This is a genomic window from Pirellulales bacterium, from assembly GCA_035546535.1.
Classification (GTDB): domain Bacteria; phylum Planctomycetota; class Planctomycetia; order Pirellulales; family JACPPG01; genus JACPPG01.
Genome location: DASZWQ010000012.1, coordinates 1 through 24,213, shown reverse-complemented (window position 1 = coordinate 24,213; position 24,213 = coordinate 1). Strand labels below are relative to the sequence as shown.

At 62.1% G+C, this 24,213-nt stretch carries 16 protein-coding genes and 1 tRNA gene; 11 read left to right on the top strand and 6 right to left on the bottom strand.

Features of this window, described 5'->3' with window-relative positions:
* Nucleotides 1-79: 79 nt before the first annotated feature.
* From floA to VHD36_01105, 6 genes are all read left to right on the top strand, one after another.
* Complete coding sequence (gene floA, locus VHD36_01130; protein HVU85892.1) at nt 80-1,138, top strand: flotillin-like protein FloA; 1,059 nt, start codon at nt 80-82, stop codon at nt 1,136-1,138.
* Complete coding sequence (locus VHD36_01125; GenBank protein ID HVU85891.1) at nt 1,135-1,779, top strand: hypothetical protein; 645 nt, start codon at nt 1,135-1,137, stop codon at nt 1,777-1,779. The genes floA and VHD36_01125 overlap by 4 nt, the downstream gene beginning before the upstream one ends.
* 196 nt (nt 1,780-1,975) lie before the next feature.
* Nucleotides 1,976-4,762 (top strand): DEAD/DEAH box helicase family protein, encoded by a 2,787-nt coding sequence (locus VHD36_01120; GenBank protein HVU85890.1) that lies wholly within the window; start codon nt 1,976-1,978, stop codon nt 4,760-4,762.
* Nucleotides 4,759-6,306, top strand: a complete 1,548-nt coding sequence (locus VHD36_01115) for a restriction endonuclease subunit S (GenBank protein HVU85889.1) — start codon at nt 4,759-4,761, stop codon at nt 6,304-6,306. Before VHD36_01120 ends, VHD36_01115 begins: the two co-directional genes overlap by 4 nt.
* A 3-nt stretch (nt 6,307-6,309) precedes the next feature.
* Nucleotides 6,310-7,800 carry a class I SAM-dependent DNA methyltransferase gene (locus tag VHD36_01110; protein HVU85888.1) on the top strand — a complete coding sequence of 497 codons (1,491 nt, stop codon included), beginning with the start codon at nt 6,310-6,312 and terminating at the stop codon, nt 7,798-7,800.
* Between the two features lie 250 nt (nt 7,801-8,050).
* Nucleotides 8,051-9,895, top strand: coding sequence for a tetratricopeptide repeat protein (locus VHD36_01105; protein ID HVU85887.1), 1,845 nt, complete (start codon nt 8,051-8,053; stop codon nt 9,893-9,895).
* 87 nt (nt 9,896-9,982) lie between these two features.
* Here the strand turns inward: VHD36_01105 and VHD36_01100 are convergent.
* Nucleotides 9,983-10,056 (bottom strand) — tRNA-Arg (locus VHD36_01100).
* A gap of 355 nt (nt 10,057-10,411) precedes the next feature.
* Here VHD36_01100 and VHD36_01095 point away from each other — a divergent pair.
* From VHD36_01095 to VHD36_01075, 5 genes are all read left to right on the top strand, one after another.
* Nucleotides 10,412-11,398, top strand: coding sequence for a DMT family transporter (locus tag VHD36_01095; GenBank protein HVU85886.1), 987 nt, complete (start codon nt 10,412-10,414; stop codon nt 11,396-11,398).
* A gap of 232 nt (nt 11,399-11,630) precedes the next feature.
* Nucleotides 11,631-14,990 (top strand): PAS domain S-box protein, encoded by a 3,360-nt coding sequence (locus VHD36_01090; GenBank protein HVU85885.1) that lies wholly within the window; start codon nt 11,631-11,633, stop codon nt 14,988-14,990.
* A gap of 37 nt (nt 14,991-15,027) precedes the next feature.
* A complete protein-coding gene (locus tag VHD36_01085; GenBank protein HVU85884.1) occupies nt 15,028-15,951 on the top strand; it encodes a response regulator in 924 nt (307 codons plus the stop codon).
* 272 nt (nt 15,952-16,223) lie between these two features.
* Nucleotides 16,224-18,074: a signal peptide peptidase SppA gene (gene sppA, locus VHD36_01080; GenBank protein HVU85883.1), complete on the top strand. Its 1,851-nt coding sequence runs from the start codon at nt 16,224-16,226 to the stop codon at nt 18,072-18,074.
* A 100-nt stretch (nt 18,075-18,174) separates the two neighbouring features.
* The gene (locus tag VHD36_01075) at nt 18,175-20,751 is read left to right on the top strand and encodes a C45 family autoproteolytic acyltransferase/hydrolase (protein HVU85882.1); all 2,577 of its coding nucleotides are present in this window, start codon (nt 18,175-18,177) and stop codon (nt 20,749-20,751) included.
* 13 nt (nt 20,752-20,764) lie between these two features.
* On the opposite strand, the gene VHD36_01070 is transcribed toward VHD36_01075, so the two are convergent.
* From VHD36_01070 to VHD36_01050, 5 genes are all read right to left on the bottom strand, one after another.
* Complete coding sequence (locus tag VHD36_01070; GenBank protein HVU85881.1) at nt 20,765-21,166, bottom strand: metalloregulator ArsR/SmtB family transcription factor; 402 nt, start codon at nt 21,164-21,166, stop codon at nt 20,765-20,767.
* Between the two features lie 475 nt (nt 21,167-21,641).
* Complete coding sequence (locus VHD36_01065; GenBank protein HVU85880.1) at nt 21,642-22,031, bottom strand: hypothetical protein; 390 nt, start codon at nt 22,029-22,031, stop codon at nt 21,642-21,644.
* A 5-nt stretch (nt 22,032-22,036) separates the two neighbouring features.
* Nucleotides 22,037-23,344 carry an amidohydrolase gene (locus VHD36_01060; protein ID HVU85879.1) on the bottom strand — a complete coding sequence of 436 codons (1,308 nt, stop codon included), beginning with the start codon at nt 23,342-23,344 and terminating at the stop codon, nt 22,037-22,039.
* A 148-nt stretch (nt 23,345-23,492) separates the two neighbouring features.
* A complete protein-coding gene (locus VHD36_01055; protein ID HVU85878.1) occupies nt 23,493-23,882 on the bottom strand; it encodes a hypothetical protein in 390 nt (129 codons plus the stop codon).
* A 191-nt stretch (nt 23,883-24,073) separates the two neighbouring features.
* Nucleotides 24,074-24,213: tyrosine-type recombinase/integrase (locus VHD36_01050; protein HVU85877.1), on the bottom strand; the 140-nt coding region annotated here is incomplete at its 5' end.

Genomic DNA, 24,213 nt, shown 5'->3' with positions numbered 1-24,213 from the left:
TACAATTAACCGTGCCGTTGCGCCGTCCGGCGCGCCGGCTTTGGGGCACGCTTCCTGTTCACAAAAACTGGGGTTCGTCATGGCTCTTGTCGGCCAGGCCGAGATCAGCAACGTCATTGGCATCGTCATCCTGTTCGCCGTGCTCATCGGCGGCCTGGTGTTCTTTGCGATCTTCGCCCGCTACTTCCGCCTCTACATTCAAAGCGTCACGACCGGCGCCAGCATCGGCATTTTCGATCTGCTGGGCATGACCTTCCGCAAAGTGAACCCGACGGTCATCGTGCGCAGCAAAATCATGGCCGTGCAAGCCGGCCTGGGGGAATCGACGGGCATCACGAGCAAGGCGCTCGAAGCGCACTACCTGGCCGGCGGCAATGTGCCGCTGGTGATTCGCGCGATCATCGCCGCCAATAAAGCCAAGACCATCGACCTCGACTTCCGGCTGGCCACGGCCATCGACCTGGCCGGCCGCAATGTGCTGGAAGCGGTGCAGACGAGCGTCTATCCCAAGGTGATCGATTGCCCGCCGCGCGGCGCCGCCCGGCAAACGCTCGACGCGGTGGCCAAGAACGGCATTCAGTTGAAGGTGAAAGCGCGCGTCACGGTGCGCGCCAATCTGCAGCAGGTGATCGGCGGCGCGACCGAAGAGACGATCATCGCCCGCGTCGGCGAAGGTATCGTCAGCGCGATCGGCTCGGCCGAGACGCACTTGGAAGTGCTGGCCAATCCGGATCGCATTTCGAAGGCCGTGCTGGCCCGCCGACTGGATTCGCAAACCGCCTTCGAAATCGTGTCGATCGATATCGCCGATATCGACGTCGGCGACAATATCGGCGCCCGGCTGCAGGCCGATCAGGCCGAAGCCGACATGCGCGTCGCCCGCGCCAACGCCGAAGGGCGCCGCGCCATGGCCGTGGCCCAGGAACAAGAGATGATCGCCCAGATCGAGGAAAGCCGGGCCAAACTGGTCGAGGCCGATGCCGAAGTGCCCAAGGCCATTGCCGATGCCATTCGCGACCACAAGCTGGGCATTCTCGATTACTACAAGCTGCGCAACGTGCAGGCCGATACCGAAATGCGCACCGCCATCGCCGGCGGCGGCGCTCCGACGCGCAACGGGCAAAAGGCACAGACATGATGGCCGTTGCAATACTGCTGGCCGACGCCGAGTGGTTGAGGCTGATCGTGCCGCTGGTGGCGTTCTTGATCTGGGCCATGAACCGGCTGCTGGGAGGCGAATCGCCGGCGGCCAAACAAGCCAAGGCGCGGCAGCAGGCCCGCGCGAATCCCCCACCGCCGCCGGCCGACAAGCAGCGCGTCGACGACGAAGTCAGCGAGTTCCTCCGCCGCGCCGCGCAGCAGCGCGGCACGGCCGGGCACACACGCACTCCCCCGCCCCCGCAGCCGCCGCCCGTGCAGCGACGACCGGCGGTAGCTCCGCCGCAAGAAGCCGCCGCGGCGGAAGCTGCGCGGCCCGCCCGGCCGCGTACGCTCAGCCCCACGTTTTCCGACCCGCTCGGGCAGCGTGCCTTGGCCGAGCGGAAGGTGGAAGCCAAGGAAGTCGTGCAGGCCGAGGCGGCGATGCAATCGCACCTGTCGCAAGTCTTCAGCCACCAGGTAGGCACGCTGGCTGCGGACAAGCAGGCCACGGCCAGCGCGGCAAGCGAGCCGCCCCCCGCGCCGACCGACGAAGTCGTGGAGATGCTGCGCGATCCGCACAGCATTCGCGACGCCATTATCGTCAGCGAAATCCTCCGCCGCCCGACCGAACGCTGGTAAAGGCCCGCGGCGGGTAATCGGCGCGATTGCATGTCGAACCGCGCGCCGCCAGTCCGGCGCGGTTGATCACGCCGCTTTGGCAAGCGGTAAACCTTCCCAGCGTAGCGGTTTGCCGCTCGATTTTGGGGTTGGTACACTAGCCAATTCTTAAGCGACGACGTATTTCCCGCGTCCGACGCTAGCCAGGATTTCGCCAGTGGGCCTGACTCCCGAACAAGAAGCACGCAAGCTGATTGACCAGCAGCTTGACGCCTGCGGCTGGCAGGTCCAGGACTACGACGAGATGAATATCTCGGCCGGCCTGGGTGTCGCCGTGCGGGAGTTCCGCCTCAAGACCGGCTTCGCCGACTACATGCTGTACGCGGACGGCAAAGCCATCGGCGTCGTCGAGGCCAAGCCAGAAGGGCACCCGCTCACAGGCGTCGAGCTTCAGTCCAAGAAATATACCGATGGCCTTCCGAACGGCCTGCCGCACTACCATCTCCCCTTGCCCTTTGCCTACGAGTCCACCGGCACCGTAACGCAGTTCACGAACTCTTTGGAGCCAGACGCTCGCAGTCGCGAAGTCTTCACCTTTCATCAGCCGAGCGAGTTGATTCGACTGGCGAATCTCGACAAACAGGTCCGCACGCTGCTGCGACAGATGCCGCCGGTCGATGCAGGGCGGCTGTGGCGGGTGCAATTCGAGAGTATTCAGAATCTGGAACAGTCTTTGGCCCACAATCGCCCGCGGTCGCTCATTCAGATGGCCACCGGCAGCGGCAAGACCTATACCGCCGTCAATTTCTGCTACCGCCTCATCAAGTTCGCCAAGGCCAGGCGAATCCTCTTCCTGGTGGACCGGAACAATCTGGGCCAGCAAACTCAGAACGAATTCCAGCAATTCGTCAGCCCGGTGAGCAACTACAAGTTCACCGAAGAATACGGCGTGCAGCATCTCAAGAAGAACGCCATCGACCCAGCCGCCAAGGTCTGCATCACGACCATCCAGCGGCTCTACTCGATGCTCAAGGGCGAGCCGGAGTTTCTCGAAGAGAACGAAGAGGGGTCGCTCTTCGAGGCCGAATCGTCGCTTCTCAAGGAACCGCTTCCGGTCGTCTACAACGACAAGATTCCGATCGAAACGTTCGACTTTATCGTCGTTGATGAATGCCATCGCAGCATCTACAACGTGTGGCGGCAAGTGCTGGAGTATTTCGACGCCTTCCTCATCGGCCTGACGGCGACCCCCAGCAAGCAGACCATCGGCTTTTTCAACGGCAATCTCGTGCAGGACTACACCCACGAGCAGGCCGTGGTCGACGGCGTCAATGTCGGCTACGACGTTTACCGGATCGAGACGCAGATCACCAAGGAGGGAGCGACGCTGGCGGCTGAGCCGCACGTCTACGTGCCGCACCGCGATCGCCGCACCAAAGAGAAGAAATTCAAGGCCCTCGACGACGACCTGACGTACACGGCCAATCAGCTCGACCGTGACGTCGTGGCCGAGAACCAGATCCGCCTCGTGATCCGCACGTTCAAGGAAAAGCTCCCCGCAATCTTCCCAGGCCGCACCGAAGTTCCCAAGACGCTCGTGTTCGCCAAGACCGATTTGCACGCCGAAGATATCGTGCGGATCATTCGGCAGGAGTTCGGCAAGGGGAACGACTTCTGCCAGAAAATCACGTCGAAAAGCACCGGCAAGAAACCGGATGAATTGCTCTCCGATTTCCGCAACTCCTACAACCCACGCATCGCCGTGACCGTGGACATGATTGCGACGGGCACGGACGTTAAGCCGCTCGAATGCCTGCTCTTCATGCGGAACATCCGGTCGCTCTCCTACTTCGAGCAGATGAAGGGGCGCGGCTGTCGCGTCATCGACTCCGACGACCTGCAAAGCGTCACGCCCGACGCGAAGCACAAAACCCATTTCGTCATCGTCGATGCGGTGGGGGTTTGCGAAGAGGAAAAGTCGGCCACCAGGCCGCTCGACCGCCAGCCCTCGGTGCCACTGGACAAAGTTTTGAAGGCCGTTGCGGCAGGGATGGCCAACGACGACGTGGTTTCGTCGCTCGTTGCCAAGCTGATTCGCTTGAATGAAGAGATCGGCGAAGGCCAGCAGCAGGCGATTGCCCAGGCGGCCGAGGGAAAGCCTCTTTCGGCCTTGGCCGCGGCGCTCTTTCGAAGCATCGACCCCGACGCGAATACCAAATTGGCGATCGACAAGTTCGGCCTCGGTCAGGACCAGGAGCCAACCGAACAGCAGCTCGCCGAGGTCGAGCGGCAGCAGATGCAGGCCGCTCTCAAGCCGTTCCACAATCCCAAGCTTCGCGAAGCGGTTCTTGCCGCCAGGAGCTCGCTGACCCAGGTCATCGACGAGCAAACGCCCGACCAACTGTTGCGGGCCGGTTTCGACGCCGAAGCCCTGGAAAAAGCCCGCTCGATCCTGACCAGCTTCAAGAAGTTCATCGAGGACAACAAGGACGAGATCGAAGCCCTGAAGATTTTGTACAGCCGCCCCTATCGTGCGGGCTTGCGGTTCCGGCACGTCAAGGAGCTGGCCGCGAAGCTGAATCAACCGCCGTTCTACGTCAATCCAGCACAGCCCGAGACGTTAGGCCGACTTTGGCAAGCCTACGAACTGGTCGAGCCCAAGAACGTGAAGGGAAAGGGCGGAAAGCATTTGGTGGATGTCGTTGCCTTGGTCCGCCATGCGATTGATCCAAAGTCTCCGCTTGCTCCCATGCTCGTGACGGTCGATGAGCGGTATCGAAAGTGGCTCGCCGATAAAGAGGCATCAGGCGTGACGTTTACCGCGAACCAGCGTCGCTGGCTGGATGCCATCAAGGACCACATCGCCAGCAGCTTGAGCATCGAGCAGGAGGACTTGGACGAAGTGCCTTTCAACCAGATTGGCGGGCTCGGCAAGGCGTATGAACTTTTTGGCGATGGACTTTCCGCTCTCCTCGATGACTTGAATGCGAGGCTGGCGGCATGAGCGAGGACAATGGATTGCCCAGAGGCTGGGCGAGGGCACGAGTTCAGAAAATCATGACTCTTATCAACGGCTTCCCTTTCAAGCCGTCAGATTGGAAACCGGCGGGGCTGCCTATAATTCGGATTCAAAATCTGAACAATCCGAACGCAGCCTTCAACTACTGTCCTGACGCACGACCTGAAAAATTTCGCGTTCGTGCAGGCGACCTACTTTTTGCGTGGTCTGGCACGCCGGGAACCTCGTTCGGTGCCCATATTTGGAAAGGTGAGGATGCGTGGCTCAATCAGCACATCTTTAGAGTCGAATTTGATCGCGATGCATTTGACGTGAGATTCCTTCGTCTTGCAATCAATCAGAACTTGACTGCCTATATCCGGCAGGCCCATGGCGGAGCCGGCCTTGCTCACATTACGAAGGGACGCTTTGAAGAATCTGAATTACTGATTGCGCCCACCAACGAGCAACGCCGGATTGTCGCGAAAATCGAGGAACTCTTCTCCAACCTCGATGCTGGCGTTGCAGCCTTGGAACGAGCCAAGGCGAATCTCAAGCGTTATCGAGCCGCCGTTCTCAAGGCAGCCGTCGATGGCTCCTTGACTGCTGAGTGGCGAGCCAAGCATCCGAATGTCGAGCCGGCAACGAAGCTGCTGGAACGCATCCTGGTCGAACGCCGTCGCAAATGGGAAGCCGACCAACTCGCCAAATTTGCCGCCGCAGGCAAGCAGCCGCCGAAGAATTGGAAGGCGAAGTACATCGAGCCGCTGCCACCCGATACATCTAGCCTTCCGGAGCTTCCGGAGGGATGGTGCTGGGCAACTACCGAGCAACAAAACGCAGCCGAAAGGCCAATCTCCTACGGCGTATTGCAGCCGGGACGAGATATCGACAAAGGTGTGCCACTTATCCGTGTGTGCGATGTCGCGGATGGGAAGGTTGCCATTGAGAAGCTCAAGCGAATCGACGAAGCCATCTCAAATCAATTTAAAAGGACAATAATTCAAGGAGGTGAGGTGCTTTTGACGGTGGTTGGCACGATTGGGCGAACAGCAGTCGCACCTGCGGAACTCGCAGGTGCAAATACTGCCCGTGCCGTTGCCGTCATTGCAACTGCCTCATCAACTAATCCTCACTTCCTCGAAATGACGCTTCGCGAGTCGTCAATGCGGGCAAAACTTACCCTGGCGGCTCACGAAGTCGCAAGAAAGACGCTCAACCTCGAAGATGTGCGAACTGTAGCGGTCCCACTTGCTCCATTGGAAGAGCAGCAGGAGATTCTTCAGCAGGTCGCGGCTGCCCTGTCACAAATTGATGCTGCGGAACAAGCGGTCGAGCATGGCCTTAAGCGTGCCGCCCGCCTTCGTCAAAGCATTCTCAAGCAGGCATTCGAGGGAAAGCTTGTTCCACAAGATCCGAATGACGAGCCTGCTTCCGACTTATTGGCCCGTCTAAAAGTTGCGAGGCATGACCGATTCGCGAGCAACGGCGAAATGAACGGCGAGGACAAGCGTCCCAAGAAAGCAAGAGCATCGAAAGCACGCAGCTAGCCTATGTCCACCGACTCCCAACAAATCGTCAGCAAGGCTTGGAACTTCGCCCATGTACTGCGGGACGACGGCCTGTCGTACATGGCGTATACCGAGCAGATTACGTTCTTGCTGTTCCTGAAAATGGCTGACGAGCAGACGAAGCCCCCCTACAACCGCCCTGCGGTCGTTCCCGCCAAGTACAACTGGCAGAGCTTGCTCAAGCGAGAAGGGGACGAGCTTGAGGCTCACTACCGGCACATTCTCGAAGAACTGGGCAAACAGCCGGGGATGCTCGGCGAGATTTTCAAAAAGGCTCGACCCGAGATTCAGAATCCGGCCACATTGCGAAGGCTGATCGTTGACCTGATCGACGTGGAAAAATGGTCGTCGATGGATGCCGACGTTAAAGGCGACATCTACGAGGGGCTACTCGCGAAGAGTGCTGCCGAAAGCCCCAAGGGGGCCGGGCAGTATTTCACGCCACGAGAGCTGATCAAGGCAATAGTCGATTGCGTCCAGCCCACGGCCGAGGACACGGTTTGCGATCCTGCCGTCGGGACGGGCGGATTCTTGCTGTCTGCGTACGACTATGTGGTCAAGCACGAGGGCAGCACGCTCGACAAGGACCAAAAGAAGCACCTGCGGACGAAGTTCGCCAAGGGCGCGGAAATCGTCCCCAACACGGCCCGGCTGTGCATCATGAATCTGTATCTGCACGGCATCGACGCTGACCCATGCCCCATCAAATCGGGCGTGGATAGTCTCGCCGGCGACCCCGGCGAACGGTTCAGCCTGGTGCTGACGAATCCTCCCTTCGGGAAGAAGAGCAGCATCGCCATCGTCAATGAAGCAGGCGAACTAGAGAAGGAAGACGCCGCCTACGAACGGCAGGACTTCTGGACGACGACCAAAAACAAGCAGTTGAATTTCCTCCAGCACGCCAAGACCATTCTCAAGATCAATGGTCGCTGTGCCATCGTGGTGCCTGACAACGTGCTGTTTGAAGGAGGGGCGGGAGAAACGGTCCGCCGCAATCTGCTCAAGCAGTGCGATGTGCATACCCTGCTACGCCTGCCGACAGGCCTTTTCTACGCCCAGGGCGTGAAAGCGAATGTCCTGTTCTTTGATGCCAGGCCGGCCCAGGAAAAGCCCTGGACGAAGACCCTATGGGTTTACGACCTGCGAACGAACATGCACTTCACGCAGAAGACGAATCCTTTGCAGCGCTCCGACCTGGACGAGCTCGTGGCGTGCTACAAGCCGGGAAAGCGTCATCTGCGAAAGCCCAACTGGGACGCCGACAAGAATCCCGACGGACGCTGGCGCTCGTTCGATTACGACGACCTGCTGAAGCGGGACAAGGTGAACCTGGACATCTTCTGGCTCAAGGACAAGAGCCTGGAAGATTCCGAAGACCTGCCCGAGCCCGATGTCCTGGCTCAAGAAATCGCGGACGACTTGCAGACGGCCCTGGAGCAGTTCCAGGCGATTGCGGAAAAGGTGAAGGGCTGATTGGCGAAGCGTGCTCGCGCAGTAAGACTAAGCGGCCGGCGACCAGCATTCGAAGCAACGATCGGCGCGGCGATCTCGCAGCATGAGCAAAGAACCACGACCGGCTCGTCGAAAAACGAGGAACCCGCCGAAGGGCACCCGGCAGCGGACGCCGGCGTCCACGGCAGGCCCGTCGCCGGCGGCCCCGTCGCCATCGGCCCCGTCGCCATCGGCCCAGTCGCCATCGGCCCAGTCGCCGGCGGTAAAGCGGGTGAGCTCATTTTCGGGCTGGGCGTGGGGCGTCCTCCTGGTCGCGATCGTCGTGCTCGTCTACTGGCCCGCCCTGGACAACGGCTTTGTCTCGGACGATTCGTGGTTTGTGTTCGGCATCTCGAAGCTCAATACGCTCGCCGGCTTGCGAGACCTGTGGTTCAAGCCGGGAACCGCGCCCCAATACAACCCATTGGCCCAGAGCGTGCTGTGGATCGAAAACCGAATCTGCGGCACCGAACCGCGTCTCTACCACGCGGTGAACATCGGCCTGCACGCCGGCGTTTCGCTTTTGCTGTGGCGATTGCTCGTGCGGCTGAGCGTACCCGGCGCCTGGCTGGCCGCGGCCATCTTTGCGGTTCACCCTGTGCAAGTCGAGACGGTGGCGTGGGCCAGTGAAATCAAGAATCTGCTTTCGGCTCTGTTCGCGCTTCTGTCGATCCTGGCGTACCTCCGTTTCTCGCCGCCCGACGATCCGCGCGCGCTTGCGCCGGATGCGCCGGCAGAAGGGAGCCGATGGCTGTTCTATGTCGCCTCGCTGGTGCTCTACGCGGCCGCCGTGCTCGCGAAGAGTGCGACCCTTACCATGCCGGCGGTCGTGTTGGTTATTTTCTGGTGGAAGCGCGGGCGCGTGGAATTGCGCGACGTTGCCCGGCTTGTCCCGTTCTTTGTGATCGGCTTGGCGCTTGCCACGATCACGATTCGGCTGGAGAAGACGGCGATCGGCGCCGAGGGCCCGGAATGGGACTTTTTGCTGGTCGATCGGGTCCTGATCGCGGGCCGGGCGGTTTGGTTCTACGCCGCGAAGCTTGCGTGGCCTTACCCGCTGACGATTACGTATCCGCGCTGGCAGATCGATGCGAGCGCCGCCTGGCAATACCTGTTTCCGGCCGCGGCCGTGGCGCTGGTGGTCGGCCTGTGGAGCGCGAGACGTCGCATCGGGCGTGGGCCGCTGGCGGCGGTGTTGATTTTTGGCGGCGTTTTGACGCCGGCGCTCGGCTTCTTCGACGTGTACTGGTTTCTGTATTCGTTCGTCGCGGATCACTTCCAATATCACGCCAGCATGGCGCTGATCGCCCTGGCTGTAGCGGGCGCCGTGCGGGTTGCCGGTTCGTTCTCAGCAAACGGCGATCGCCCGGCCGTGGCTGCGGCGGCCGGGCTGCTGCTCGTCCTGGGCGCGCTCTCGCGCCACGACACGTATGCCTACAAGGACAATGAGACCATCATTCGCAACAACGTGGCCAAGAACCCTGGCGCCTGGGCCGGCCATCACAATCTGGGTGATTGGCTGCGCGACCACAACCAGCACCAGGAGGCGCTAGCGCAGTATCAAGAAGCAGCCCGGCTATTTCCCCAACACAACCTGTTGCACAACAAAATCGGGCAGGAGTTCGAGGCGCTCGGTCGAACCGACGAAGCCGTGGCCGAATTCGAACGAGCGCTCGAAGACTACCTGGATGTCGATCAACAGTACATCGCCCATTCCCATCTCGTGCAGCTCCTGAAGGCGAGCCGGCGGATGAACGAGATGCGCATGCACGCCGCGGCCGCCTTAAGAATTGCCGCGCTGCGTTTGCCTGACAACGCTCAAGTTCAAGAAGACGCCGGCGCAACGTTTCTGGCATTCGGGCAATTGGACGAGAGCGAGCAGTACTTGCGCAAAGCGGTCGCGCTCAATCCCAGGTCGGCCAGCTCGCACAACCTGCTGGGCGAATTGCTGGTAAAGCGGGGCGATGCGCGCGCGGCCGCCGCCGAGTTCGAGGCGGCGCTGTCGATCGATCCCAGGGACGCGAAGGCCGCCGAGAATCTGCGGCGACTAGAGGCCGATCGCATGACGCCGAAGTAAGCAAATCGGCCAACGATGAGGCGGGACGCCACTGATCGCTACCGGCAAGCAAGCCCGTGCCTTGGGTGGGCATGGCTTCAGGGCAAATACACCCCAGAGGGCTCGAACCTCTAACCTTCGGTTCCGTAGACCGATGCTCTATCCAATTGAGCTAGGGGTGCGCATTTCCGTTCCAGTGGGGAGTTTACGGCCCGGGCCGAGTCGTGGACAAGGGATGGTTCATCCTGTCCGTGAGCGTGCCTCCCGCGACGAGACCGGCTCGTCATCATGGCAAAATCCCCCCCCGGACGCAAGAAGGGGTGCCGCGCTGTTGCTCCGAACGAGGGCCGCTTGCTGCCGGCAATCTTTGCGATGCTGCCATGACGGCGCAGCGTGGAAGCCCGCCCCGAGCACGTGGAAACTGTCCTTGCAGCGCGAACGATTTCTGTTTGAAATGCGTCTTGGCTGTCGTGAGGCCTGTCGGTTCACCACGGCGGGCGCTCCAGCCATAGCGTCTGCCTACCCGCCCGAGGTTCCGTGCTCCCCTACGTCTGGATGCTCTGCGGTGCTTTTGCTTTTGCCTGCATGGGGGCGTTTGCGCACGGACTGGATGCGGTTTGCGATTGGCAGGTGGTGGTCTTCGTGCGCGCCGCACTGGCGACGGTCTTTGCCACGGCGCTGGTGCTGGCGGCCGGCGCAAGATTCGTGGTCTTCCGGCCCAAGACCTTGTGGGTGCGTAGCATCGCGGGCAGCATCAGCATGCTGTGTACGTTCTACGCGCTGCCGCGACTGCCGATTGCCGACGTGTTGACGATCGCCAACATCTTCCCTGTGTGGGTGGCGCTTTTGTCATGGCCGCTCTTGGGCGAGAAGCTCTCGGGAGGCGTATGGCTGGCGATCGTCTGCGCGATTGCCGGCGTGGTCCTGGTGCAACAGCCCGGGGGCGATGAGGCAAACGCAGGCGCCCTGGCGGTGTTGTTCGGCAGCATGGCGACGGCCGTGGCGATGATCGGCCTGCACCGGTTGACCGATATCGACGTCCGGGCCGTGGTGGTTCACTTCTCGGCCGTGGCAACGCTGTTTTGCATCGCCACGTTTTTCCTTTTTCCGCTGCGTCATACGATCCGTGATTATGCCGACGCCAAGGTGATCGCCATGCTCCTGGGCGTGGGCGTTTCGGCCACGATCGGCCAACTGCTGTTGACCAAGGCCTTCACGGCCGGCAATGCGGCCAAGGTGTCGGTCGTGGCGCTCAGCCAGGTCGGCTTCGCCATGCTGTTCGACGTGTTGTTTTGGGCACGCAGCTTTTCGGCCGAGTCGTTGGCGGGCATGGCGCTGGTCGTGCTCCCCACCGCCTGGCTCATCATCCAGGAAGCGCGACGGCCCGCCACGCGAGGCAGCGGCGGCGGCCGAGCGAGCCGGCGGCGGGCCTCGGCCCATCGATCGCAGGCAATCCTCCACGAAGCTCCCTTTGGCGAGGCAGTCGTCCAGCGAGTCCGTGACGCCGGACCGCAAGATCTCTAACTTCCGCGCGACGTACGCTTCGACGGAAACGGGGAGCGGCGGGCCAATCCGGGAACGTCCCACCCGCGGTCAAACGTGCTGCGGCGGCGGGCAAATTCTTGCGAAATTCATTGACTCGCGGAATCGGTCTGCGACATTGGGAACCGTGGGGCCGACTGTGTCAAAACCTTGCCGCATAGGCAGCAGGGGTTTGCGCTGGGCGGCTTGCGTTTCCGCTTCGACACAGTTCGCGATGGCAGTCCGGCGATCGAAAGAAGTGCCGGCGGTCGCCGGCGCCGAGGGGGCCATGATCTCCGAAGTGCTCCCCAGCTTGATAGCGTTTTCGTGGGTCGCCGCCCTGGGCTGCGCTTTTGGTTTTGGCAAGCGTCGCCGCGGCGCTTCGACCGATGAAGCTGCCAAACCGGCCCCGGCTACGGCGGAGCATCGGCTTAACTCACGTCAGCCGATCGACTCAGGGGAGTGGCAGCGGGTTACGGATGCCCTGCGCGTGACGGAAGAGAAGTATCGCCTGCTCGTTGAAAACGCCAACGATGCCATTTGCGTCGCGCAAGACGGGGTCATCAAGTTCTTCAATCCCAAGCTGCAGCAGATGCTGGGCTATCCCAGCGAGCAGTTGGCCACGATTCCGTTTACTGATCTGATCGCGCCTGAGGACCGGCCGCTCGTGCTGGACCGGTACGTGCGACGACTGCGCGGCGAAGACATTCCTCACCAGTATGAATTCCGCTTCTTGACGGCCGCCGGTCTGCCGCTGTGGATCGAGATCAACTCGGTGATGATCGAATGGGAAGGGCGGCCCGCATCGCTTTGTTTCTTTCGCGACGTCGACGAGCAGAAGAAAACCGAAGCGGCGCTGCGCGACAGCGAAGCCCTGTACCACTCACTGGTCGAAAGTCTGCCGCTGAGCATCTTTCGCAAAGATGCCGACGGACGGATCATCTTTGCCAATCGGCGATTTTGCGAGACACTCGGCCGTTCGCTCGAAGAGTTGCGCGGCAAGACCGATGCCGACCTGTTTCCGGCCGAAATGGCCGACAAGTACCGGCACGACGACGAGCAAGTGCTCACCACCGGCCGGGTGCTGGAAATCGTCGAAGAGCATCAGAAGCCGACCGGCGAAGTCATTCACGTGCAGGTGCTCAAGGCGCCGGTGCTCGGCGCCGATGGCCAGGTGCGCGGCGTGCAGGGAATGTTCTGGGATGTTTCGGCCCGCCGCCACGCCGAAGAAAAATTGCGCGAGAATGCCGCGCGGACGCGGTTGATCATCGATACCGCCTACGACGCCTTCGTGGGCGTGGATAGCGAAGGCCGCATCATCGATTGGAATCCGCAGGCCGAGGCGGTGTTCGGCTGGCCGCGCGACGAAGCCATCGGCCGCCGCGTGGCGGAAACGATTATTCCCGAGCGCTTTCGTGAAGTGTACCGCAATCGGCTGCAACAGACGCTGACCCGCGGGCAGGGGGCCGTGCTCAACCGGCGCGTGGAGATCACGGCGATGCGTCGCGACGGCAGCGAGTTTCCGGTCGAGGCCGCGATCACGCCGGCCCAACTTGGCGGCTCGCGCGTGTATCACGCCTTTCTGCACGACATCAGCCGCCGCAAGCGCTACGAAGCCGAACTGCGCGTCGCCAAAGAGGCCGCCGAGGCCGCCAATCGCGCCAAGGGGGCCTTCCTGGCCAATATGAGCCACGAGATCCGCACGCCGATGAACGCCATCATCGGCATGGCCGAATTGATTCTCGATACACCGCTTTCTCCCGAGCAGCGCGAGTATCTGAAGCTAGTGCTGGAATCGGCCGATTCGCTGTTGTCGATCATCAACGACCTGTTGGACTTTTCCAAGATCGAGGCGGGCAAATTCGACCTCGATCCGGTGCCGTTCGAGATTCACGAAAGCATCGGCGACACGATGAAGTCGCTGGCGGTGCGCGCCCACAAAAAAGGGCTCGAGCTGGTTCACGATATCGCCGCCGATATCCCTGAAATCGTCGTCGGCGATCCCAATCGATTGCGACAGGTTGTGATCAACCTCGTTGGGAATGCCATCAAGTTCACGGACCAGGGTGAAGTCGTCATGACGGTTCGGCGCAAATCGACCGATCACGAGGGAATGCTGTTGCACTTCGCCGTGCACGACACCGGGGTCGGCGTGCCCCCGGAAAAACAGGAGATCATCTTCAAGGCCTTCGAGCAGGCCGATACTTCGACCACGCGGCGCTTTGGCGGCACCGGCTTGGGCCTGGCCATTTCGTCGGCGCTGGTGGACCTGATGGGAGGTCGTGTCTGGGTTGAAAGCGAGGAGGGGGTCGGCAGCACGTTTCATTTCACGGCCCGATTCCAGAACGCTGATAGTCAGGGTATCGCCAAACCCGCCGCCCCTGTCACCGTGCTGGAAGGCCTGCGCGTGCTGGTCGTCGACGATAACGCGACGAACCGTCGTATCCAGTGCGAGATGCTGGGCAACTGGCACATGCAACCGATCGCCGTGGCCGGCGCGGCCGCGGCCTTGTCGGCCTTGCGCGAAGCACAGCGGGGGGGACGGCCTTTCACGCTCGTGTTGACCGACGCCAATATGCCCGACGTAGACGGCTTCACGTTGGCCGAGCAGATCAAGGAGGACGTCGCGCTCGCAAGCGCGATCATCATGATGCTCACTTCCGGCGACCGGCCCGACGACGTGGCCCGCTGCCAGCGCCTGGGTATTGCGGCGTATTTGATGAAGCCCGTCAAGCAGTCCGAGCTGTTCGACGCCATCGTGGCGGCCATTGCGCCTCGCGAAATCCCCTGCGCGCAAGAGCCTGTTTCGTTTGCGGGCACGGCCGGCGATGTGCGTCCCTTGCGCATTCTGCTGGCCGAAGACAGCCTGGTGAATCAAAAGCTGGCCGTGGGGTTGCTCGAGCGGCGAGGGCATTGCGTGTGCGTGGCCAACAACGGCCGCGAAGCGCTCGCCGCGGTCGAGGTGCAATCGTTCGACCTGGTGCTGATGGACGTGCAAATGCCCGAGATCGACGGGTTGCAGGCGACGCAAGCGCTGCGTGAGCGCGAACGGGCCACGGGCCGTGCGCGCGTGCCGATCATCGCCATGACGGCCCACGCCATGGCCGGGGATCGCGAACGTTGCCTGGCCGCGGGCATGGATAGCTATATTTCGAAGCCGATTCGCAGCCGCGACCTGTTCGAAACCATCGATCGTGTCGTTGAGGGCGCCGCGGACGCGTTGCCACAAGTCGAAAAGAGATCGCCCGTTCCGGCGAGCGACCTTGATTTCTCGGCCATGTTGCAAACCGTGGGCGGTGACCGGCAGTTGCTGCGAGTGATGGCCGAGGCCTTTCTGGAAGAAACGCCGCGACTGCTCGACGAATTGCGGGCAGCCAATGCCTCCGGCGATGCCGACGGTTTGCGCCGCGCCGCGCACACGCTCAAGTCTTCCTTGCGATATTTGGGAGCGGCGGAACTGTTCGAACAGGCCTTCGTGTTGGAAACGTGCGGGTGCGAAGGGCGCGCGCCCGAGGCCGGCTTCGTGCCCCTGTTTGTCGCGCGCGTCGAGAGGATATTCGTCGATTTACCAAGGGTCGTGGGAATCACTGCGTAGATGCCGCTCGATGCGGCAAACTGCGAAGGACGGGGCTATGCCAAACATTCTTGTCGTTGACGATTCGCCGGTTGATCGTCGCGTGGTGGGCGGGCTGATCGAGAAGGATCCCGACCTTTCCGTCACGTTCGCGGCCAACGGCACGCATGCCTTGACGATGATGCGCGAGCACATGCCGGCACTTGTGATCACCGACCTGATCATGCCCGAGATGAATGGGCTGGAACTGGTGAAGGCGATTCGCGAGCGTCATCCCTTCGTGCCGGTCATCCTGATGACTTCCAAGGGCAACGAAGAGATCGCGGTGCAGGCGCTGCAGGGAGGCGCGGCCAGCTACGTTCCCAAGAGCCAGTTGCCCGAAACCTTGCTCGACACGATCGGCACCGTGCTCGACGCCTCGCGCCCGCGCGAGGGGCAAGCCCGGCTGCTTACCCACTTGCTGCAGAATCAATGCACGTTCCAACTGGCCAACGACTGCACGCTCTTCCCGCCGTTGATCAGTTTCGTGCAAGAACAATCGGCGCGCTTCGGCCTGTTCGATCAGACCGAACGCGTGCGGTTGGGTATTGCGCTGGAAGAAGCGCTGGTTAACGCCTTGTACCACGGCAATCTGGAAGTTCAGTCGGGCTTGATGGAGAAAAGCCACGAAGACTATTACGCGCAGGTGGAAGAACGCTCGCAGGAAGCTCCGTATCGCGAGCGAAAAATCCGCGTCGACGTTCGCGTGTCGGCCGAAGACGTCGTGATCCGCATTCGCGACCAAGGGCCCGGCTTCGATCCGGCCTCGCTTCCCGATCCGACCGATCCGGTGAACCTCGACAAGGTCAGTGGCCGTGGCTTGCTGCTGATGCGCACCTTTGTCGACGACTTGCGATTCAATGAGCGCGGCAACGAGGTCACGCTGGTCAAGCGTCGCCGAGCGATCGAATCCGAGGCGCTGGCCTGCAACGAACTGCTCTGAAGGCATATCGGCGCCTGTCTTGTGCAGCCGGCCTGCACGAGGCCGGGAATCGACGAGTGTCCCTTCGAGGGATCACAACCCCCCGGCGTCAGAGCTGCGATCACCCACTGTGAAGTAGCCTATTCCTGGCCGTTGGGCGGCCGACCTATAATACCTGCGCAACAATCATGCGACCGACGAGGCGAAGAACTGTGGCGTCGTATTGCCGCGTTCGTGCCTGAAACGGCCACCACCTTTGGCGCGACTTGAAACCTTGCAGAGGAGAAGCCTCGATGCGTCCCTTTCTGATTCTGGCAACCGCGTTTTCGCTCGCGATCGCTTCGGCTGCTCCGGGAATTGCCGCGGATACCAAGAAAAGTTCCAAGAACAAGCCAATCGTCGCGGTCTTTCGCCTGCGCGGGCCGATCGTCGAAACGCCCGCCGAGGAAAACTTCCTGATGGGGACCAGTCGATCGGTCACGCTGCACAGCCTGATCGAAAGAATGTCGAAGGCCCGCGAAGATGAAAACGTCAAAGCCGTCGTCATCACGCTCGACGGCGCGACCGTGACCCTGCCGCAGGCCGAAGAGATTCGCCAGCGCATGGCCGACATCCGCGCGGCGGGCAAGGACGTCTATCTCTGTGCCGACGGACTCACGATGCAGGATTTCGTGCTGGCCGCCGGCGCCAGCGAAATCTCGGTCGTGCCGACCGGCGATCTGTGGCTGACCGGCTACTATGCCGAGAGTCCCTATCTGCGCGGCCTGTTGGACAAGATCAGCGTCACGCCCGACTTCCTCCACTGCGGCGATTACAAGAGCGCGTCCGAGACGTTCATGCGCGACGGGCCCAGCCAGCAAGCCGAGGAGATGCAGAACTGGCTCTTGGATAGCGAGTACCAGACCACGATCCAGCGCATCGCCCAGGGACGCGGCGTCGACGAAGCCACGGTGCGCGGGTGGATCGACGGCGGACCCTATACGGCAGAAAAAGCCCGCGAGCTGCGCATTATTGACCGCGTGCAGCAGCGGAACGATCTGGAAGCGGCGCTCAAAGAGAAGTTCGGCGATCAAATCAAGTTCGATCCCAAGTACGCCGCCAAGGCGTCAGGCCAGATCGATTTCTCTTCGCCGATGGGCATGATGAACTTCTATGCCGAGCTGCTGGGCGGCGGCAAAAAGAAGAAGTCGACCAAAGACACCGTGGCCATCATCAATGTCGAAGGCGCGATCGTGCTCGGCTCGGCCGACGCCAGTCCGCTCAGCTTCGGTGGCAAGTCGGCCGGCAGCACGCCCATTCGCAAAGCGCTCGACGACGCGGCCGCGGACGATGCGGTGAAGGCCGTCGTTTTGCGCATCGACTCGCCCGGCGGATCGGCGACGGCCAGCGACGTGATCCTGGCGGCCACAAAGCGTTTGAAGGCCAAGAAGCCGCTCGTGGTCTCGATGGGCAACGTGGCGGCCAGCGGGGGGTACTACGTCTCGTGCGCCTCGGACGTGGTTTATGCCGACGAAGCTACGATCACCGGCTCGATCGGCGTGGTCGGTGGCAAGCTGGCGACCTCGGGGCTGTGGAACAAGGTCGGCATCAACTGGAAGGGCTACGGCCGCGGCGTAAACGCCTCGATCATGAGCTCGTCGCATCCGTTCACCGATTCGCAACGGACGCGCATGCAAAGTTGGATGGATGACATCTACGGCGTCTTCAAGGGACACGTCGTAACGGCCCGCGGGACGAAACTGAAAAAGCCGATCGACGAATTGGCCGGTGGGCGCGTCTATACCGGGCGGCAGGCGTTGGATTTGGGCCTGGTCGACCGCATCGGGACGCTGCACGACGCCATCAAGGAGGCCGCCGAGCAAGCTAAAATCGAGAAGTACGAAGTGCGGCTCCTGCCCGAGCCCAAGACGTTTCTGCAAACCCTGCTCGGCAGCGCCCTGGGTGAGGAAGACGAGGATACGGCCGGCGTATCGCTTTCAGCGGCCTTCGGCGTGAAGACCTTTCCGCTGCTGGATGCGGTGCTCCCCTACCTGCGCGAGTTGGATGGTCAACGACTGGGCGCCGTACTGACGGCCCTGGGACGCTTGGAATTGATCCATCGCGAGGGGGTCGTGCTGATGATGCCTGAAATCGTGATTCGGTAGCTTGCACGCATCGCTGTAGCCGGCCTCTGTGAGGCCGGACGGATGACACGATCGCGGTGCAGGCCGCGGCGAGCGAAGTACTCGCTTGTTAGGAGACGGCATGTTGATCGTTCGCTCTGCGATCCTGTTGGCCGCGATTGTTTCGACCCTGGGCGCGCGATCTCTGATTGCCGCCGAGGCGTCACTACCCGTGGCGTCCGATATCACCGAGCGCAAGCCGCTGGCCAGCGCCAGCAGCTTTCGGCCCGATCCTGCCACGATCGTCCGCTACGGAGCGGGCTATCGTTATCCGCAAGCGGGCTGGATCGTCTTGCACGTCGAAGGCGCGCCGTACGAGCGTGGCTATCAGCACGGGAGACTGATGGCTGCCGAGATCGTGGAGTTCATCAAAACCCGCGCGAAGTGCCGTAGCCCCAAGGCTTCGACGGAAGCCTGGCGCGACGTGCGCACGCTGGTGAATGCGCTGTTCCTGCGCCGCTACGACGCCGAGTACTTGGAAGAGATGAAGGGCATCGCCGACGGCGCCGCCGCCGTGGGAGCAAAATACGACGATCGGCCCGTCGATCTCATCGACATCGTCACGCTCAATTCCGACATGGAGATGAGCTATCTCACGCCGGGCGTGCATGCTACGGCGACCGGCCTGGACGACGAAACCTATCACCAGCCGATCAGCACCGAACGGCCTCACGCCGCCGAGGAACATTGCAGCGCCTTTGCCGCCACGGCGCCCGCCACGGCCGACGGTGAGATTATCTTCGGGCACATCACGATGTGCGGCCTGGCCGACGCGCATCAGTACAACGTGTGGCTCGATATTGCCCCCAAGGCCGGCCACCGGATCGTCATGCAGAGTTATCCCGGCGGTATCATGAGCGGGCTCGATTATTACATCAACAGCGCCGGCATCCTGGTGCTGGAAACGACGATCCGCCAGACCGACTTCGACATCACGGGGCAGGTTCTCGCCTCGCGTATTCGGCAGGCGGTTCAATATGCGGGCACGATCGACCAGGCGATCAAGATCCTGTCCACGGCCAATAACGGCCTGTATTCGAACGAATGGATGCTGGCCGATATCAACACCGGCGAGATCGCCATGTTCGAGCTGGGCACTCACAAGAGCAAACTGTGGCGCAGCAGCCGCCATGAGTGGCCCGGCGACACGCGCGGGTTTTATTGGGGCTGCAACAATGCCAAGGACATGGAGGTGCGCAAAGAATCGCTCCCCACGCTTGGGGGCAAGCCTGGGAACGTCGTGCTGCACCCTACCGACCGCGACCGGACGTGGCTGCGCTTGTTCCGCGAGAAGCAAGGCAAGTTGACCGCCGATTTCGGTTTCGAGGCCTTCACGACGGCGCCGCTCGCGGCGTTTCCTTCGTGCGATGCGAAGTTCACCACCACGAAGCTTGCCAAGGAGTTGAAGAGCTGGGCCTTGTTTGGCCCGCCGCTGGGGCGCGCGTGGATGCCAACGGAGGACGATCGTGAACACTGCCCGGGCCTGCAGCCGCTGGTAAGCAACGATTGGACGCTGATTTCGGTCGATGCGGCGGGCGAGGCGCCGGCCGAAGCGCCGAAGCTCGCCGACGCCGAGCTCTTTCCCGAGGAAAAAGAGGATCGCTTCGACAAGCCGGTTTCGCTCTCCGCCGCCTGGCGGGGAACGCTCTTGCCCAAATCGGACGCCGATACCTGGCTGGCCGCGGGGCACGCCGGATTCGAGCGCGTCGTGGCGCTTGAGCGCGCGCTCGAAGCAGCCGCCAAAGGCGAAGTGCTCGACCGCGCGGCCCGCGATCACTTGGACGTCGCGCTCTTCACGCGCCGTTCGCAATGGCTGACCGGCGTCGCACGCTCCGGCCACGATGTGCCGCTGGCCGATACGCGGTTCGATTGGGAAACCGACCACTGGTATCACATGGCCGCCGGCAAGGGCGTGTTGCTGCTGGCGGCGCTGCGACAGGAAATCGGGCCCGAGACGTTCGACCGGCTCATGGACGGTTTCGGCACCGCGCATGCCGGACAGGAAGTGAGCACGGACGAATTTCGCGTCGCGGCCGAGAAAGCGTGCGGTCGCTCGCTCGATGCGTTTTTCCATCCCTGGTTGAAAGGCGCGCCCAACGTGGGCGACGTGAGCCACGGCGTCTGGTCGATCGTTTCATTCGAAGAAGAGCCGGAACAGACGCTAATCGTGTACGGCACGCTGGGTGATCGGGCGGCGCAACGCGAAGCGGCCGACTTGCTCGCGCGCAAAGTCGCCCGCCGCTGGAGCAACGTGCTGATTGCGGCCCAGAGCGACGTCGAAGTAAGCGACGCCGACCTGAAGAATCACCACCTGTTGTTGATCGGCCGGCCGGCGACCAACGCCGTGACGGCGAAGTTTGCCGCGGCCCTGCCGGTGAAATTCGACGTGGGATCATTCCAACTCCGCGGCGAAACGTACGGCGATGCGCGCTCGGCCGTGATCGCCGCGGGATCGAATCCGTACAATGCCCGCTATTCGGTCGTCGTCTACGCGGGCCTCGGCGGTGATGCCACGACGCGGGCCATTACGTCGCTGCCGGACGAGGATTCGTACTCGGCCGAGGTTTTGCTTTACCCGGCGCGCAAACACTCGCGCCGATTGTGCATTACGCCGGTCCTGCCGAGCGCCGAAGCAGCGGCCAAAGCGGCCGCAAAATGAAGCCTGCGTCCTCTTATGCCATGCTGCCCGACGGCGCGTAGCTGAGCACGTAATCCTCGAAGCGGATGCGCCGTTCGGTCTGCGGCACATTGGCGAACAATGTGTCGAGCAGCGTCTCGAACCGATCGGGCAGAATGTGATAGAAGTTGTGCTTTCCTTCGCGGCGCGACTCGATCAAGCCGGCGACCCGCAACAGCGCCAAGTGATGGCTGACGGCCGGCTGGCTTTGCGCCAACAGCTCGCACAAGGCCCGCACGTGCAGTTCGGGCTGCTGGGTGAGGTACAACAGCACGCGCAAGCGAGTTTCATCCGAGAGCAGTTTGAAGACCTTTACGAGATCCTTGACGATGCCGTCGGGTACGCGCGGCGGAAATGGGCGGACCACGGCGGGTGATTCGGCCAGGTTGCTGATCATGGCTTTGTTCCGACTGCTACCATTTTGGGGACGTCTGGTGATACCGTTCACCGCCGAGCTTCTCCGTAGTGGTCCCTTGTGCATTGCTGCGCAACGAAGCCATCGATCGTCATGATCCAAAGTGGCCCGAAAGTGCGCGCACCGTCAGCGCCGAGGCGATCCTCGCGCGCCGCGACCGTGCGGCATGGCATGCGCAAACACATAGGGACAATCGATCGCTTTGTTCGACGAATCCGAACGAAGGGTTCACCGTTTGGTCAGCCGCCGGAGCGAACCGCAGAACGCGGTCGTTGATACTGCTCGCTCCCGATTCCGGCAGACTGCCGCACGACTGGCCCTCATTCTACTGAGATGCCACGGCGTCGAAAAGCATTTAACCGAGAATTTCCCGAGGAATTCGCACGATTCTGGCTTAGCTCTCGCTAGCTGGCCGATGGCCGCCGCCGGATGTGCTGCGGCTCAAAAGGCCGCCGACTCAGTCGCGACCAGTAGGTTTCGCTGGATCTGCCCCCGAGCGCCCTTGGCTCCAGATGCCGTGCCCCAGAAATCCCAAAAAGCAGAACAGGAACGTCCCGATCACCAGGCTCACGGCCTGCACCGAGCCGAAATGGTCGCGCATCAGAACGAGCGCAGGGGGTTCGTCGCTTTTCACCGGCCGGCGCTCGACCGGCTCACCCGGTGCTACGGGGCGCCGTGTTTCCTCGGCCCATCGCTGCCAGGCCGCCACGCTCTCCGGATCACCCATGCGCGTGATGACCATTTCGCGCCCATAGCGCAAAGCGGCCAGCACCGTGGCCACCACGACCACGTAGGCGATCAGCCAGGGAATCAATGCGCGAAGCGGAGATCGAGGGGCCGCTGACATCGGCGCTACTTCTTTTTCGGGGGAAGCAAGTCGATGGCCGCCTCGGACATGGCCGTGATGCCGGTCTGAATCGTTTCCTCGGCATCGGGATAGTAGAGGGGCGAATGCAGCGATGGCGGGTTCTGCTCGACGCGTTTCAGGCCGGCCAGTCGCTTCGCGTCTACCGAGCCGAGCTGAAACATGAAGATCGGCACGCCCGCTCGACCATATTCGCTGTAATCCTCGCCTCCCATCGACGCTTCGGTGTCGACGATCTTATCCTCGCCCAATGCGCGCTTCAGCACCGGCACGATCCGCTCGACCAGCTTCGGATCGTTGTACATCGCCGGCGTCCCCTCGGAGACCGTGATCTTGGGCTCGGCCGCGCCCGAACTCTGGGCCGCGGCAAGCGCCTTGCGGCGAATGGCGGCCAGCAATTGCTTGCGCACCTCGTCGCTGAAGCTGCGCACCGTGATCTGCAAGTGGCAAGTGTCGCCGATCACATTGTGCTTCGCGCCACCGTGAATCGAGCCGACCGTGATCACGGCGGGCTCAGTCGGCTTTACCTCGCGGCTGACGATCGTTTGCAGATCGAGAATCAGCCGCGCCGCCTGCACGATGGGGTCGATCGTTGCGTGCGGATAAGCTCCGTGCCCCCCCTTGCCATACAACGTGATGTCGACACTGTCGACATTCGCCAGCGTGTAGCCCGGGTGAAAACCGACGGTGCCGGTGGGCTGATTGGCGTCGACGTGCAGGGCCAGCGAATATTCAGGCTTGAAGAAGCGGTCGAAGCAGCCATCCTTGAGCATCTTCGCCGCGCCCGAGCCGCGCTCTTCGGCCGGCTGGCAAAGAAACATGATCGTGCCGCTCCAGCGATCCTTGTTGGCCGCCAGGTACCGGGCCACGCCCACCAGGCACGTCATGTGAATATCATGGCCGCAGGCGTGCATTACGCCGACGTCGTTGCCGGAATCGTCCTTGACCTTCTTGGTCGACGCGTAAGCCAGTTGCGTGTTCTCGACGACCGGCAGCGCGTCCATGTCGGCGCGAATCATGATTTTCGGCCCGGCGCCGTTTTCCAGAATTCCGACGACACCGTATCCGCCAATGCCGGTGGTGACCTTACAACCCACGGCTTTAAGTGCGGCGGCCATTGTCTCGGCGGTCTGCTCTTCGTGAAACGACAGCTCCGGCGCCTGGTGCAACTGGCGATAGAAGCGGACCAACTCGTCGAGGTGGTCGTGCGCCCACGTTGAAGGATCGACCGCCAGCATCGGCCGTGGATGCAAAGCCGTGGCCAACGCGGCATAAAAGATAGCGCGAGCAAGCATGATAAACACCCTGGGGCTCGGGCGACAAAAGGGCTCGAGCGGCAAGCTCGATGCAACGCTCAGTATGTCTGCCCGCCGCGCCGACACAAGGCTTGCGTCCGCATGGCCAACAGGAGAAGCGCGAAGTCCGCCGCCGGTGCGTCGTGGCTCACGCCTCGATCCCGGCCAGGACTTTGGGCAGATTCACGTGGAACGGAAAGCCGCATGACAGCACATGCGCATCAGGGGAGAATTGCTTGACCTCGCTGCGCACGACGTCAGTCACGTACCGCGGCAGCGCGGAATTGATGATAAGCGTCGTGCCCGGGTGCCGGTCGATCAACTGGCATATCGGACCGTAGGCGAGCTGCGCCCGCTCGATGGGGCAGACGGCCGTGATATCGATGATGATCAGATCGACCGAGCCCGTGTAATAAATCGCCGCGGCCAGGCTGTCGAAGGCCGTGATGTCGGAATCGGGCCACCGGTCGCGCACGATCTTGGGTACCGTGCGCATGCGCATATACTCCTGATCGTCGATGATCCACACGCGTATCATGCGGACTCTTCCTCGCGCGAGATTATGCGTGCCCCTGCCAATACTCCAGCATATATCGCGAAGCATAGGCCAGGTGAGTGTATTCCTGTGGCCGGCCTCTCTATGAGGCCGGGGTCGCACAGGCGGGCATCCGGGGTCACAGACCCGGCTACAGAATCCTTCGTACTCCACAGAGTGGCAACGCCCGCAGTCTACTTCGCCCGGGGATGTGCTTTTTCGTAAGCGGCGCGCAGGGCGGCGGTACTGACGTGCGTGTAGATCTGCGTGGTCACCAGGCTTTTGTGGCCGAGCAGCTCCTGCACGCTGCGGATATCGGCGCCGCGGTCGACCA

Coding starts and splice junctions, on each gene's coding strand:
- floA (HVU85892.1), top strand. CDS start 80: ATGGCTCTTGTCGGCCAGGCCGAGATCAGCAACGTCATTGGCATCGTC.
- VHD36_01125 (HVU85891.1), top strand. CDS start 1,135: ATGATGGCCGTTGCAATACTGCTGGCCGACGCCGAGTGGTTGAGGCTG.
- VHD36_01115 (HVU85889.1), top strand. CDS start 4,759: ATGAGCGAGGACAATGGATTGCCCAGAGGCTGGGCGAGGGCACGAGTT.
- VHD36_01110 (HVU85888.1), top strand. CDS start 6,310: ATGTCCACCGACTCCCAACAAATCGTCAGCAAGGCTTGGAACTTCGCC.
- VHD36_01090 (HVU85885.1), top strand. CDS start 11,631: ATGGCAGTCCGGCGATCGAAAGAAGTGCCGGCGGTCGCCGGCGCCGAG.
- VHD36_01085 (HVU85884.1), top strand. CDS start 15,028: ATGCCAAACATTCTTGTCGTTGACGATTCGCCGGTTGATCGTCGCGTG.
- sppA (HVU85883.1), top strand. CDS start 16,224: ATGCGTCCCTTTCTGATTCTGGCAACCGCGTTTTCGCTCGCGATCGCT.
- VHD36_01075 (HVU85882.1), top strand. CDS start 18,175: ATGTTGATCGTTCGCTCTGCGATCCTGTTGGCCGCGATTGTTTCGACC.
- VHD36_01070 (HVU85881.1), bottom strand. CDS start 21,166: ATGATCAGCAACCTGGCCGAATCACCCGCCGTGGTCCGCCCATTTCCG.
- VHD36_01065 (HVU85880.1), bottom strand. CDS start 22,031: ATGTCAGCGGCCCCTCGATCTCCGCTTCGCGCATTGATTCCCTGGCTG.
- VHD36_01060 (HVU85879.1), bottom strand. CDS start 23,344: ATGCTTGCTCGCGCTATCTTTTATGCCGCGTTGGCCACGGCTTTGCAT.
- VHD36_01055 (HVU85878.1), bottom strand. CDS start 23,882: ATGATACGCGTGTGGATCATCGACGATCAGGAGTATATGCGCATGCGC.